Annotated in this window: 16 protein-coding genes; 9 read left to right on the forward strand and 7 right to left on the reverse strand. The window is 55.7% G+C overall.

The window, feature by feature from the left end:
• Positions 1–65: 65 nt before the first annotated feature.
• Positions 66–3332 (reverse strand): carbamoyl-phosphate synthase large subunit, encoded by a 3267-nt coding sequence (gene carB / locus N9C89_RS04070; RefSeq protein ID WP_263952562.1) that lies wholly within the window; start codon positions 3330–3332, stop codon positions 66–68.
• Between the two features lie 46 nt (positions 3333–3378).
• Positions 3379–4455, reverse strand: a complete 1077-nt coding sequence (locus N9C89_RS04075; protein ID WP_263952563.1) for a phosphatase PAP2 family protein — start codon at positions 4453–4455, stop codon at positions 3379–3381.
• 285 nt (positions 4456–4740) lie between these two features.
• Between N9C89_RS04075 and aspS the strand changes: the two genes are divergently transcribed.
• On the forward strand, positions 4741–6516 hold the full coding sequence (aspS, locus tag N9C89_RS04080) for an aspartate--tRNA ligase (protein WP_263952564.1): 1776 nt from the start codon (positions 4741–4743) through the stop codon (positions 6514–6516).
• A gap of 78 nt (positions 6517–6594) precedes the next feature.
• On the opposite strand, the gene N9C89_RS04085 is transcribed toward aspS, so the two are convergent.
• Positions 6595–6789, reverse strand: a complete 195-nt coding sequence (locus N9C89_RS04085) for a hypothetical protein (RefSeq protein WP_263952565.1) — start codon at positions 6787–6789, stop codon at positions 6595–6597.
• A 142-nt stretch (positions 6790–6931) separates the two neighbouring features.
• Between N9C89_RS04085 and N9C89_RS04090 the strand changes: the two genes are divergently transcribed.
• Positions 6932–7645, forward strand: coding sequence for a GNAT family N-acetyltransferase (locus N9C89_RS04090; RefSeq protein WP_263952566.1), 714 nt, complete (start codon positions 6932–6934; stop codon positions 7643–7645).
• Between the two features lie 6 nt (positions 7646–7651).
• On the opposite strand, the gene N9C89_RS04095 is transcribed toward N9C89_RS04090, so the two are convergent.
• On the reverse strand, positions 7652–8365 hold the full coding sequence (locus N9C89_RS04095) for a response regulator (RefSeq protein WP_263952567.1): 714 nt from the start codon (positions 8363–8365) through the stop codon (positions 7652–7654).
• Between the two features lie 209 nt (positions 8366–8574).
• On the opposite strand from N9C89_RS04095, the gene mce reads away from it, so the two are divergent.
• Positions 8575–8979, forward strand: a complete 405-nt coding sequence (gene mce / locus N9C89_RS04100) for a methylmalonyl-CoA epimerase (protein ID WP_263952568.1) — start codon at positions 8575–8577, stop codon at positions 8977–8979.
• A 2-nt stretch (positions 8980–8981) separates the two neighbouring features.
• Positions 8982–9269 (forward strand): DUF1467 family protein, encoded by a 288-nt coding sequence (locus N9C89_RS04105; RefSeq protein ID WP_263952569.1) that lies wholly within the window; start codon positions 8982–8984, stop codon positions 9267–9269.
• A gap of 1 nt (position 9270) precedes the next feature.
• Here N9C89_RS04105 and N9C89_RS04110 read toward each other — a convergent pair whose 3' ends face one another.
• Both N9C89_RS04110 and N9C89_RS04115 read right to left on the reverse strand, forming a co-directional pair.
• The gene (locus tag N9C89_RS04110; RefSeq protein WP_263953276.1) at positions 9271–9966 is read right to left on the reverse strand and encodes an EI24 domain-containing protein; all 696 of its coding nucleotides are present in this window, start codon (positions 9964–9966) and stop codon (positions 9271–9273) included.
• Entirely contained in the window at positions 9966–10544 is a 579-nt protein-coding gene (locus N9C89_RS04115) for a nitroreductase (RefSeq protein ID WP_263952570.1), read from the reverse strand. The genes N9C89_RS04110 and N9C89_RS04115 overlap by 1 nt, the downstream gene beginning before the upstream one ends.
• 158 nt (positions 10545–10702) lie before the next feature.
• Between N9C89_RS04115 and N9C89_RS04120 the strand changes: the two genes are divergently transcribed.
• Entirely contained in the window at positions 10703–10960 is a 258-nt protein-coding gene (locus N9C89_RS04120) for a DUF167 domain-containing protein (protein WP_263952571.1), read from the forward strand.
• On the opposite strand, the gene N9C89_RS04125 is transcribed toward N9C89_RS04120, so the two are convergent.
• On the reverse strand, positions 10957–11208 hold the full coding sequence (locus N9C89_RS04125; protein ID WP_263952572.1) for a hypothetical protein: 252 nt from the start codon (positions 11206–11208) through the stop codon (positions 10957–10959). The two genes, N9C89_RS04120 and N9C89_RS04125, sit on opposite strands and share 4 nt — an antisense overlap.
• A 120-nt stretch (positions 11209–11328) precedes the next feature.
• Between N9C89_RS04125 and N9C89_RS04130 the strand changes: the two genes are divergently transcribed.
• Genes N9C89_RS04130 through N9C89_RS04145 form a run of 4 tightly spaced genes read left to right on the forward strand, consistent with a single transcriptional unit; the run spans position 11329 to position 13491 of the window.
• Positions 11329–12054, forward strand: a complete 726-nt coding sequence (locus N9C89_RS04130; protein WP_263952573.1) for a M48 family metallopeptidase — start codon at positions 11329–11331, stop codon at positions 12052–12054.
• Entirely contained in the window at positions 12054–12422 is a 369-nt protein-coding gene (locus N9C89_RS04135) for a YigZ family protein (protein ID WP_263952574.1), read from the forward strand. Before N9C89_RS04130 ends, N9C89_RS04135 begins: the two co-directional genes overlap by 1 nt.
• Positions 12423–12444: 22 nt before the next feature.
• On the forward strand, positions 12445–12819 hold the full coding sequence (locus N9C89_RS04140) for a diacylglycerol kinase (RefSeq protein WP_263952575.1): 375 nt from the start codon (positions 12445–12447) through the stop codon (positions 12817–12819).
• A gap of 3 nt (positions 12820–12822) precedes the next feature.
• Positions 12823–13491, forward strand: a complete 669-nt coding sequence (locus tag N9C89_RS04145) for a ceramidase (protein ID WP_263952576.1) — start codon at positions 12823–12825, stop codon at positions 13489–13491.
• Positions 13492–13521 lie beyond the last annotated feature (30 nt).

A 13521-nucleotide genomic window follows, 5' to 3' on the forward strand; every position in this document is an offset into this window, starting at 1 on the left:
TGAAACCGATAACAAAAAAAAGGCCGCCCTGAATAGGCGGCCTTTTTTGTTTGTGTATGGGGCGCTTACTCTTGCAGCGCGCGTACCTTGATCTCACCCTGAATGCGCGATTTCATAGCGAAGGCGGCCGCGTGACTTGCAGCGGCGGTGGTGAAGTATGGGATCTTGTCATACAAGGCAACAGCGCGAATTTCGCGTGAATCTTCAACCGCTTGTGTGCCTTCGGTGGTGTTCATTACAACCGCGATTTCGCCGTTCTTGAGCTGATCGACGATGTTCGGACGGCCCTCATAGACTTTGTTGACCACCGTGCAAGCAAGGTCGTTTTCCTGCATCCAATCCGCAGTGCCGCGGGTGGCGACAATCTCGAACCCAAGTTCAAGTAGCGCTACGCACGCTTCAAGCATCTTGGCGTTTTTGTCTGCGTCTTTGATCGAGAGGAACACGCGCCCTTCGGTTGGCATCTCAACGCCGGCACCCATTTGCGCCTTAAGGAAAGCACGATGGAAATCCTTGTCGCTGCCCATGACTTCGCCAGTTGAGCGCATTTCCGGCCCGAGGATCGTATCAACGCCAGGGAAACGCGCAAATGGCAGAACCGCTTCTTTGACGGCGTAGGTGTCGATCGCAGGGTCGACAAGGTCGAACCCGGAAAGCGCCTCTCCAGCCATAACGCGCGCGGCGATCGCGGCGATGGGGCTGTTTACGGCTTTGGCAACAAACGGCACAGTCCGGCTGGCGCGCGGGTTCACCTCGATGAGGTAAATCTGCCCATCTTTCACGGCGAACTGGATGTTCATCAACCCAACCACGTTGAGCGCAAGCGCAAGTGCGCGCGCTTGTTCGTGGAGCGTTTCGATTGTCTCTTGCGAGAGGCTGTAGGGCGGCAATGAACAGGCGGAGTCACCAGAGTGAACACCCGCTTCTTCAATGTGCTGCATGATCCCAGCGATATGTACATCTTTGCCGTCAGAGATCGCGTCTACGTCAATCTCGACCGCGCCGGAGAGGTAGCTGTCAAGCAGCACAGGACTATCACCTGAAACCACCACGGCTTCCGCGATGTAGCGCTCAAGCTGGGCCATGTCGCGCACGATTTCCATCGCGCGGCCACCCAGAACATAAGACGGGCGGATCACCAGCGGGAAACCGATTTCAGAGGCAATCTTGATCGCTTCCGCGTCTGTGGCGGCAATGCCGTTCTTGGGCTGTAACAGTCCAAGACGGTTCACAAGAGCTTGGAAGCGCTCGCGGTCTTCGGCAAGGTCGATGGCGTCCGGGCTCGTGCCGAGGATTGGAATGCCTTCTGCTTCAAGCGCATTGGCGAGCTTGAGCGGGGTCTGGCCACCAAACTGTACGATTACGCCGTGCAGGGTGCCTTTTTCCTGCTCAACGCGTAGGATTTCCATCACATGCTCAAACGTCAGAGGCTCGAAATAGAGGCGGTCGGAGGTGTCATAATCGGTTGAAACCGTTTCAGGGTTACAGTTGATCATGATCGTCTCATACCCCTGATCCGTCAGCGCATAACAGGCGTGACAGCAGCAGTAATCAAACTCGATCCCTTGGCCGATCCGGTTGGGGCCGCCACCGAGAATAACGACCTTTTTCTTGTCGCTCGGGCGGGCTTCGCATTCCACATCGTCCATCGCTGGCGCTTCGTATGTGGAGTACATATAGGGCGTTTGCGCTTCGAACTCGGCCGCACAAGTGTCGATCCGTTTGAACACAGCGTTAACACCGAGGTTGCGACGCGCGCGGCGGATGTTAGCTTCGTCGCGACCCGTAAGTTTGGCAAGGCGCGCATCCGTAAAGCCCATCATCTTAAGGCTACGCAAGCCCTTTTCATCCATAGGCAGGCCATCGCGGGCGACACGTTGCTCGGTCTCGACGATTTCGCGGATACGGGCAAGGAACCACGGGTCAAATTTGGTGACAGCGTGGATTTCATCATTGCTTAGGCCATGGCGCATCGCTTGCGCAATTGTGCGCATCCGATCAGGTGTTTGCTGGCCGATGGCCTTGATGACTGCGGATTTCTCAGGGGCGCCATCGATCTCGACCTCGTCAAAACCGGACAAGCCCGTTTCCATACTCGCCAGCGCTTTTTGCAGGCTTTCGTGAATGGTCCGGCCGATGGCCATCGCCTCGCCCACAGATTTCATCGCTGTGGTCAGGTTTGGCTGCGAGCCCGGGAACTTTTCAAAGGCAAAGCGCGGAATCTTGGTGACAACATAGTCGATGGTTGGCTCAAACGATGCCGGAGTGACGCCGGTGATGTCGTTGTCCAACTCGTCCAACGTAAAGCCAACCGCAAGCTTGGCCGCGATTTTGGCAATCGGGAAACCAGTCGCCTTCGAGGCCAGTGCGGAGGAACGAGACACACGAGGGTTCATCTCAATGACAACCATACGGCCATCGGCGGGGTTCACCGCCCACTGCACGTTGGAGCCGCCCGTTTCCACACCGATTTCGCGCAGAACGTTGATCGAGTGCGTCCGCATCAATTGGTATTCTTTGTCCGTTAGCGTCAGGGCAGGGGCCACTGTGATCGAGTCACCCGTGTGAACGCCCATCGGGTCAACGTTCTCGATAGAGCAGACGATGATGGCGTTGTCGGCGGTGTCGCGCACAACTTCCATTTCATATTCTTTCCACCCCAAGAGGCTTTCATCCACGAGGATCTGATTGACCGGCGAAGCATCCATCCCTGTGCGGCAGTAATGCTCGTAGTCTTCGCGGTTATACGCCACGCCGCCGCCTGTACCGCCAAGGGTAAAGGCAGGGCGAATAATTGCAGGAAGGCCGATCTCTTCGAGCGCATCCAAGGCAATGCGAACACCCTCATTCAGATCAGCTTTGCCGTCTGCGAGTTTGGGCGCTGTTACGATGGTTGCCTTCGGGTTTTCAATACCGAGCCGATCCATCGCTTCGCGGAAGAGCTTGCGGTCTTCGGCCATTTCGATAGCTTCGCGCTTAGCGCCGATCATTTCCACGCCGAACTTGTCGAGCACACCCATTTCCTCAAGCGCCAGAGACGTGTTGAGGCCAGTTTGCCCGCCCATCGTCGGAAGAAGCGCATCGGGGCGTTCTTTCTCGATGATCTTTGCAACAACTTCGGGAGTGATCGGCTCAATATAGGTTGCGTCTGCAAGGCCCGGATCGGTCATGATCGTCGCGGGGTTCGAGTTGACGAGGATAACGCGGTACCCTTCTTCACGCAGCGCCTTACACGCTTGTGCGCCTGAGTAGTCAAACTCGCAGGCCTGACCAATCACAATCGGCCCCGCCCCAATAATCATGATTGACTTGATATCGGTTCTTTTCGGCATAGCAGACCCCAGACAGCGAAAATGAGCAAATTGTCGTGGGTTATAGCTATGCCTTTGGCATGTTCAAGCCCGATGAAGGATGAATCTGCGCTTTTTTGCCAAAGAGTGAGCTTCGGCGGATCAAAGCATAGAGTGCGACGATGATAATGAGCGCGGCATAGCCATCCACCGCATAGTGCCACGTGAGGTAAACGGAAAGGACGAGGAAGAGGAGGATGGTGCCAATCCCTGCTACCCAACCCGTTAAAAGCGCTGCGTTTTTCCGAAAAGGAGTGGAAGCGGCTGCTCTAATATCAGAGCCAAGCCGGATGAAATAAAGCCCGACCACCGCCGCCATTCCAACGTGAACTGAAGGGAAAGCAGAAATTCCCGATCCAGCGAGAGGGTCGTTGCCGGAATAGGCCAACCAGAGTTTCTCGCGGAGGAAATGCAGAATTTTAGCATTCTCTTGCTCTACAAACCCTCGGGCATACCCATGAATATTTGGATCTACACCGTCAATGTACCCCACAAAGATTGGCCCAGCAGACATGAAAATAAGTGCCAGAAAATTACCAAGCACGATCCAACACGCCGCCCACAATACGATGAACTGGCGTGACCGAGTTTTACAGGGATCAAAGGTAATCAACAAAACGGGCAGAAACGTCGCAATAAAAACCCAGCCACTATGGTATGCGATTGTAAGAGCGTCAGGGGTGAAGCTATCGAGAAAACTTAGTAGATCTCGCGGATTAATGCCAAAATGCAGGGCGAAATCCAAACGTGTAAAAAGCGGATCGGCCCAAAATGGAATTATGTTCGGAAGATATGCCTTAATCATACTAAAAACGAAGACAAAGCATGAGCAAAGGATGATTGCCAAAACTATGTTGGCGAGTTTGCGCATGGTTAGATTGCGCAGATTACCAAAATACAAAATCAAAGCGCCCGCGATGAGGTAAGACCACCAAGGCGCAAATTCCAAAGCGAGCATTGCAAACATACTAAAGGAACGAACAACGCCGATCCAAAGCAAAAGCGGGTCTTGGCCGGTTAGAAGCAAGAAGACACCGCCCAGAAAACAGTAGGCAAGCGCTATGACTGTGAACAGGCTGAAATCATCAAGATAGAACTGCCGCATTGCTTCACTTTTGTACCTTGGCATTGAGCGTGATTTAAAGCTTTCCCCGTAACCAAATCGATACCCGTTTCCAGTGGGGATTGCTGCCAAATGCCGATAATATTTTGATGCCGAGGATAGTTTTGACAGCCGTTCTTTGCCAGCGATTGCACCAATTGCCGCTTTAATCCGCCAATGTGTGTATTCTTTGCACCTTATTCCCTCGTGTCTCCCTTGACTTTGCCCACCTAAACCGATGTATCAGCATCGACCAGACATATAGAGAGACTATCAAAGGAATCCGCCATGCACGCCTATCGCAGCCACACATGCGCTGAACTCACGAGCGCCAATGTCGGCGAGACAGTCCGTCTTTCGGGCTGGGTCCATCGTGTTCGCGACCACGGGGGCCTGTTGTTTATCGATCTGCGCGATCACTATGGCATTACGCAGGTTATGGCCGACCCAGATAGCCCCGTGTTTGCCGAGCTTGAGAAAGTGCGCAGCGAGTGGTGTATCCGCATCGACGGCAACGTGATGAAGCGGGACGATAGCCTCATCAACCCCGCAATCCCTACTGGCGAGATCGAGGTATTCATCCGTGATCTTGAGGTGCTTGGCGCTTCTGAAGAACTGCCGCTGATGGTGTTCGGTGATCAGGAATACCCAGAGGAAACGCGCCTGAAGTACCGTTACCTCGACCTGCGCCGTGAAAAGCTACAGAACAACATGAAGCTGCGTTCCGATGTGATTGCGTCCATGCGCCGCCGCATGTGGGACACAGGCTTCCGCGAATACCAAACGCCGATCATCACGGCCTCTAGCCCAGAAGGCGCGCGCGATTTCCTCGTGCCGAGCCGCCTGCATCCAGGCAAGTTCTATGCGTTGCCGCAGGCGCCACAGCAGTTCAAGCAGCTGATGATGGTGTCCGGCTTCGACAAATATTTCCAGATTGCGCCGTGCTTCCGTGATGAAGACCCGCGCGCAGACCGCTCTCCAACTGACTTCTATCAGCTCGACCTTGAGATGAGCTTTGTCAGCCAGCAAGACGTGTTCGACACAATCCAACCCGTACTGACTGGTATTTTCGAGGAGTTCGGCGGCGGCAAGAAGGTCGATCAGACATGGGAGCAAATCTCCTATCGCGATGCGGCTCTGTGGTATGGCTCTGATAAGCCCGACCTACGCAACCCGATCAAGATGCAGGTTGTCTCTGACCATTTCCGCGGTTCCGGCTTTGCGATCTTTGCGAAGCTGCTTGAGAACGAAGGGACTGAGGTTCGCGCCATTCCCGCGCCAACGGGCGGTAGCCGCAAGTTCTGTGACCGGATGAACAAATTTGCCCAAGGTGAAGGCCTCCCCGGCATGGGATATATCTTCTGGCGTGATCAGGGCGAGGGCATGGAAGCCGCTGGTCCGCTGGCTAAGAACATCGGCCCGGAGCGTACCGAAGCTATCCGCCAGCAGCTTGGTCTTGGTGTTGGCGACGCTGCGTTCTTCTTGGCTGGCAAACCGAAAGCCTTTGAGGCTGTTGCTGGCCGCGCGCGGAATGTGATCGGCGAGGAGCTTGGCCTCACCGACAAAGATCGGTTTGCATTCGCATGGATCGTTGATTTCCCGATCTACGAAGCCGACGAGGAAACTGGCAAGATTGATTTTGAGCACAACCCATTCTCGATGCCGCAAGGCGGGATGGAAGCGCTCGAAGGCAATCCTCTCGAAGTTCTCGGCTATCAATACGACCTTGCCTGTAACGGCTATGAGCTTGTGTCTGGTGCCATCCGGAACCACCGCCCAGAGATCATGTACAAAGCCTTTGAAATTGCCGGTTATGGCGCGGATGAGGTGAACAAACGTTTCGGCGGTATGGTTAACGCGTTTAAATACGGCGCGCCGCCCCACGGTGGGTGCGCAGCAGGGATCGACCGGATCGTGATGCTGCTGGCTGATGAGGCGAACATCCGCGAGGTCATTATGTTCCCGATGAACCAACGCGCCGAAGACTTGATGATGAGCGCACCAAGTGAGCCGCTCTCTGATCAGCTAATGGAGCTTGGCCTGCGCGTTATTCCGCAAGACTAGGAAACACTCAAAACAAAGAAAAGCGGGCGCCAAATTGAGCGCCCGCTTTTCCGTTGGTACATAGGTTAATTCGGTTTGCTAGAGATTTACACGCTCAACAGTGAGCCCGTTGTCGATTGCCGCTGCTGTGTTCTGCGCCGCAGGGAGGTCCGGCGCGAATACGGTCATGGCAATGGCAAGAGCTAGGCTCACAAATCCGAAGCCAAACACACCCCATTCAACGACTTTCGTCATTCGGACGGGTTTCTCTGAAATTTGTGCAGTCGCAGACATTTAATAGACCTTTAGCTTAATATAGGTCTTTAACTGACGCTCGAATTGGGCAAATTTAGGGCGGAAGCAGGCAATCCTTGCGACGATTGGGTATTCAGCGTTGGTAAGGCAATAAAACCTCAAGCAAAAACGGGGAGAGGCAATGACAGGTTCCAAGATTTTCGGCGAGCCACTTCCTGATTGGACACCGCCGCCGATGCCTCAAGCCGCTGTTCTCAAGGGCCGCTATGCGCAGTTGGAGCCGCTCAATGCGGATGCTCATGCCTCAGGTTTGCACCAAGCGAATGCCGCGAGCGATGAAATCTGGAATTACCTCCCTTATGGTCCGTTTTCCTCTCTGCCTGCCTATCACCGCTGGATGCGCGGCGTTGAGGGGCAGAATGATCCGTTTTTCTATGCCATCCGCGACTTGGAAACTGGTGCCTTAGGCGGTGTTGCGAGCTTTCTGCGCATAACGCCCCAGTCTGGCAGCATTGAGGTTGGCCACATCAATTTCTCGCCCGCCCTGCAACGTACCCGCGCCGCGACAGAGGCGATGTTCCTGATGATGCAGTGGGCTTTTGAAGCCGGTTATCGCCGCTACGAGTGGAAATGTGATGCGCTCAATCTTGCGTCCCGTCGCGCGGCACAGCGGCTCGGGCTGAGCTATGAGGGCGTGTTTCGACAGGCCACGGTTTACAAAGGCCGAAATCGCGACACCGCGTGGTTTGCGGCGATCGATAAGGAGTGGCCTGCGCTCAAGTCGGCGTTCTCGACATGGCTCTCGCCCGACAACTTCGACACGCGCGGCCGCCAGATTGAACGGTTGGCCGATCTCACCGCTCTCGTGCGGGTCGCGGACGATCCCGAACTTTAGGCGCGCTTACATCACGGCATGAAGGTCTAATCGGGTTCTGAGGCTGCTCAGAAGGGCGGAGACATCGTAAGCCGAGGGTGGCTTGGATGATCCAGAGAGCAACCCGTCTGCTTTACGCGCAAGCGGTTCGTCTTTGGCGGAATGAGCGATGCTCGACATGAATTGCGTTAGATAGGCCCGTGTGTTGCCGTCTGCGCCATGTGCGATAACGTCTTCGATATGTGCGAGGTCATCCTGAAGCGCGATTGGGTCAGGGGTGATTTCGTCTGTATTGACGAGACGCGGGCCGGGGGGCTGGTCCTCCTCTGGAAGATGGGCAAGGATAGCTTCCTGAAATGCGGTCAGAGTTACAACCGGCTTTTCAAGAAACCCATCAGCGCCAGCGGCCAATGCGGTGGGCTCTGTGGCGGGATCACCAGAAGTGGCGATAATCACGCCCACACGCGGCGCAACCGCAGAAAGCTCGGCGATCAACTCCGCCCCCGAGCCATCAGGCAGCCCCATATCGACGATCACAGCCGTAGGTCGGTAAACCCGAAGGTGCTTACGCGCAGAGGCGAGGCTATCTGCGCGGCGGATACGTGCGCCGCTCCGAAGGCAGAGCATGCGCATTGCCTCGCTTGCGTAGCGGCTATCCTCGACGATGAGAACAGTGAGCCCAAGAAGCGGGCGTGTGGGCGTTGGGGGCGGGTTGGTCATGAAGCATTCTAGGTCATCCATATCCTTTTCCTGTGTTCGAGGGGTTTCAATTGTCGTGGGGCGAGCGATCGGGAGGAATCGCTTCCGACTCCCATTAGAGGCAAGAATGGCTAATGGTTCCTTAACGCCCGGCTAGCGGCGAGGTGACGCTTGGTGATTGCGGCATGCGGTCACTTGCGTCACAGGGGTATTCGATGGATAACACCCACAGGGAAACGAAGGAGTGCGCGATGATCGGACGTCTTAACCATGTTGCGATTGCGGTGCCGGACCTAGAGGCGGCAATGGCGCAATACGAAGGCACATTGGGTGCAAATGTTGGCGCGCCGCAAGATGAGCCCGATCATGGGGTGACGGTTGTGTTTATCGAGCTTCCAAACACCAAGATCGAGCTGCTGTATCCGCTGGGAGAGAATAGCCCGATCGCCGGTTTCCTTGAGAAAAATCCGTCTGGCGGCATCCACCATATCTGTTACGAAGTTGAAGATATTCTTGCCGCGCGGGACAGGCTTCAAGCGAACGGTGCGCGCGTATTGGGGAGCGGTGAGCCGAAGATCGGCGCACATGGGAAGCCGGTTTTGTTTCTGCATCCCAAGGATTTCAACGGCACTCTCGTTGAGCTTGAGCAGGTTTAAACATGGCGATTACATCCGCACTCGTACTTTATGCAGTTGTCTGGTTCATGACGCTGTTTGTGGTTCTGCCAATTCGGCTTAAGTCTCAGGATGAGGCAGGCGACGTGACACCCGGCACACCAAAATCCGCCCCCGCGAACCCGCAACTCAAAAAGCGAGCGCTGATCGTGACGCTGGTTGCCGCGGTCATCTGGGGCATTTTGTTTACCATCATCGTGACCGAAACGATCACCGTGCGTGACTTTGATTGGCTCAACCGTATGGGGCCGGATCCGCTTAGCGGGTCGTGAATTACACCCGCTGACGAGTCTTAACGGCCTCAAAAATATGGGTGAACGTCGCCGCAGCCAGCACTGGCACCAGAAGGTTTACGACAGGAATCGCCAGCGGCACCGCCATTAATCCACCGGCAATCCAGATTGTCAGCCCGTTATCGCGGTGCAGGGCGCGGGCGCCTTTGCGATCCATCCTGCGCATTGCGACCATCTGAAAATACTCCCGTCCCAGCAGAAATCCGTTCATTCCAAAGAAACAGAGTGGCGCAAACGGCCCCGTAAAGGGAAAGACGATCAGACCGATGATGTTCAGGCCGATCATCAACCCGAGAAAATTCGCCGTATCAACAATGACATCCCCGATTGGTTGGCCTTTGGCAGGCGGAAGCGCGGGGTAGTGGCGGTCTTCTACAGCTTCGGAAACCTCGTCGAGGAAAAGGCCGGTGAACGCACTGGCCACTGGAAACATCAGGAATACCGACAGCACCATCATCAACAGGAATGACCCCCAAGTGATGAGGCTCTGAACAATGGTGATTTCACCCACCAGCGGCAGCGTGATCGTGTCGGGCGTGACAAAGCTCAGACCAGTGACGAATAGCGCATAGATCGCAGCAAGCAGAAGCAGGCTGAGCCCGACGCCTTTCCAGATCACATTACGGAAACGGCGGTCGCTTAGCTGCGCCATGGATTTGAGAAAGCTGGAAATTATCACGTGTTGACCCAAGTTGTCAGGCTGTCGAGATCTGGGCGCGGACGCTCTGGCGGAGCGGAGGTTTCAGTTCCGATGTGGATGAAGCCGGCGATGTTTTCGTCCTCTGTGAGGCCAAGCCCTTGGGTGAGGAATTCTTCGTCAAACGCCATCCATCCAGTTAGCCAGTTTGCGCCCCAGCCTGCGGCAAGCGCGGCATTGAGCATGGCAAGGCAAACGGCACCAGCGGAATAGACCTGTTCGATGTGCGGAACCTTCTCCGAAACAACGGGCGCGGAGACGACAGCAACAACAAGCCCCGCGTCAGCGAATTGCGCGCGGGTTTTGATAACCTTCGCTTCTTCGATCCCAAGTGCTTTACCGCGTTCCTCTGTGAGGTTTGCGAGCCGCGCAAGTGCCGCCCCTTGCAGCACGATAAAGCGCCACGGCTCCAGCTTGCCATGGTCCGGGGTACGGGCCGCTGCTGTCAGGATCGGGCGCAGCTCCTCTTCGGTCGGAACCGGTAAAGCGAGCGTTTTCGCAGGGCGCGAGCGGCGGGAAAGCAGGAATTCGAGGGCAGATGGGTTTTCTTGGGGCATGGTCTCTCTAACTGTTGGATGGCATGTGGGCCATGGCGCTGAATTTTCAAGAGACTTGGCGGATTGTCCGACCTGTTGCAAGCCATTGACGGAAATTCCGATAGCAAGGGGGGCACGCGCGAGATAACTTGCCCTCAGTCGTTACAGCAGGACACGCTATGCCCAAACCAGAGATCGGAAGCCTTACCGCGCCTGGAGATGAGATCACAGTGCGCGTGACGCCCAAGGCCAGCCGCAACATGGTCAAACAAGAGGGCGAGACGCTGCGGGTCTATGTCACGACGGTTCCAGAAAATGGCAAAGCCAATGCTGCGGTCCAGAAACTGCTCGCCAAGGCGCTTGGTGTGCCGAAATCGTCGCTCACATTGGTGCGCGGGGCCACATCTCGCGACAAAACCTTTCGGATCAGCCGCTAACCTTTGCCAGCCTCGTCTTCGGGCACAAACCGATAGCTCCCTTCGGGCAAATCAAGCGCAGAGGCGAGTTCGCGTAATTGGGTATGCGAGAAGGTGATCTTTTGCATAGTCCGGCTGTGGGGATCCCATTGCTCGACCGTGTAGCAGTCTTCAAAAGCCTGAATTTTCACGTCTTCTTCGAGATGGGGGGAGCCTTCGTCAACAAGCGTGACGACGGTGGCGTCGAAATCGTGTTCAATGGTAAACATAGGTTGACTGTAAAAGCTGACGCGGGGATTGCAAGCCTGTCAAAAGACGGGCAAATTTGCGTGGATAGGCGGTTAAAACGACCGCGATGGCAGGAATAAAAGCAAGGAGCAGACGCAAGCATGCGATTTAGGCTTTGTAAATTCGGCATGGCGGCTTTGGTCAGTGCGATGGCTCTGGCGGGCTGTGTGCAGACGACACCTGCCCCTCAGCAGCAGGCACCTCAAGGACAGAATGTTTCGCGGCCTGCGTCCGCCAAAGGCGTGTCGCGTAGCGATTTCAGCGCGGTTGTAAGCCGTGTGGAGCCTGTCGCGGAGCGGACATGCAAGCAATATATTCCCAAAGGTCCGTGTGACTTCCTGATCGTCTTTGATGATCGTAAAGGCCAGCCCGCGAACGCGTTTCAGTTTGTGAACAAAAAGGGGCGTCCTGTTCTCGTGGTGACGGCGGCTTTGCTTGAAAGCATGTATAACCGCGACGAGATTGCCTTTGTTGTTGGTCACGAAGCAGCGCACCACATCCGTGGTCACCTCGCCCAGCAACAGCAGCTGGCCATGGGTGGCGCGATGATCGGCGGGCTTGCGGCGGCTGTCTTTGGCGGGAACGCTTCGGCTGTTGAAGCCGCGCAGAATCTTGGTGGGTTTGTTGGCTCGCGGCAATTCTCCAAACAACACGAGCTTGAGGCCGATCGACTTGGGGCCGTGATTGCGGAGCGCGCCGGATATAACGCCATGACGGGTGTGCTGTTCTTTACGCGTTTGCCTGATCCGGGGGATCAATTCCTTGGCTCGCACCCTGCAAACCCGGAACGTATCCGTGCGGTCCAGAACACCGTGCTGAACATGTGATGCAGCAATTTGAAGGATTCCTAACCGATCGCGGCAGCAAATACGCGGTATCTGGCGGGCCGGTTGCAAGCCGCGACGAGGCGCTTTCCTTTATCAAGACACTAAAACGCAAGAAAAAATATGCGAAAGCAACCCACAACACTTGGGCCGCGTTACTGCCAGAGGGGCCCGTCAAAAACGACGATGGAGAAGGCGGCGCGGGCGCAATCATCTTGCGGATGCTGGAGCGCGAAGGGTTGGAGAAACATATCATCGTGGTGACACGCTGGTATGGCGGCACGCATCTTGGCGGTGACAGATTCCGACGGGTTCAGGACTCGGTGCGGCATTATCTTGAGAACGCGGAGAATCTGGCAAAGGCGGATTGAGCAGAGATAAGGGAGGCGCGACATGCAAAACGAGGAAGCAGGTTTTCTGCGCAGCGAATGGAGCAAATTCACGGATCGGTGCCGCTGGTCTTGGGCAGGGTGGCTCATCGTGTGGCGGGAAGAATCGAGCGTAAAGCAATGGGTCTTTGCCAATATCATCTCTGCGGGCTTTGCGCTGACACTTGATCTCGCACCGGTTGAGCGCGCCTTAATCATTGCGCTGGGCGTACTTATTTTGGCAGCGGAGTGTTTTAACACGGCGATTGAGCGATGCGTTGACTATACCTCGCCCGCACATCATCCACTGGCCAAGGCCGCCAAAGATTGCGGTAGCGCAGCGGTTGCCATTACGGCGATTGCTGCGGGCTTGGCTTGGCTGATAATCCTTTTCGGGTGACCCATGGACTGGACAGAGCAGTTTAACGATTATTGCGAGCGTCTCGGCCCGGAGTTCTGGGCTGAACCCATCAACGCCGTAACCAACCTTGCCTTCGTCCTTATGGGCCTGCTGGCGTGGCGGGCATCGACTTTGCCACTGTCGCGCCTATTGTCGGCGGAGTTGATTATCATTGGGGTTGGCTCGTTCCTCTTTCACACCTTTGCTACGGCATGGGCGTCGATGGCGGATGTGATCCCGATCCTGATCTTTATCCTAACCTATGTGTATCTCGCTAATGCCGAATACCTCGGTTGGCCGAAATGGATGGCCTTGCTCGGCGTTGTCGGGTTCTTTCCTTATGCGATTGGCGTGTCATGGCTCCTTGGGCAAGTCGCACCAGGCCTTGGTGCAAACGCAATATATGGCTCGGTTGCGATTTTGATCGCGCTTTACGGCCTTATTCTTTGGCAAAAGCATCGTCAGACTGCCCAAGGCTTGCTGATCGGGGCAGGGCTTTTGACCGTTTCTATCACCCTGCGGGCGTTAGATGAGCCGCTCTGTGGTGCGATACCGTTTGGGACGCATTTCTTGTGGCATATCCTCAATGCGCTGATGCTTGGCCACATGATCCGAACCTATGTGCGCCACAAGGCGGCAAGTGGCCTTGCGGGCAGCGCATCTGCGGGTTAAATGCAGGGGATCGAAATTACATGAGCTGAC

It is taken from the genome of Halocynthiibacter sp. SDUM655004 (assembly GCF_026015885.1).
Classification (GTDB): domain Bacteria; phylum Pseudomonadota; class Alphaproteobacteria; order Rhodobacterales; family Rhodobacteraceae; genus Falsihalocynthiibacter; species Falsihalocynthiibacter halioticoli.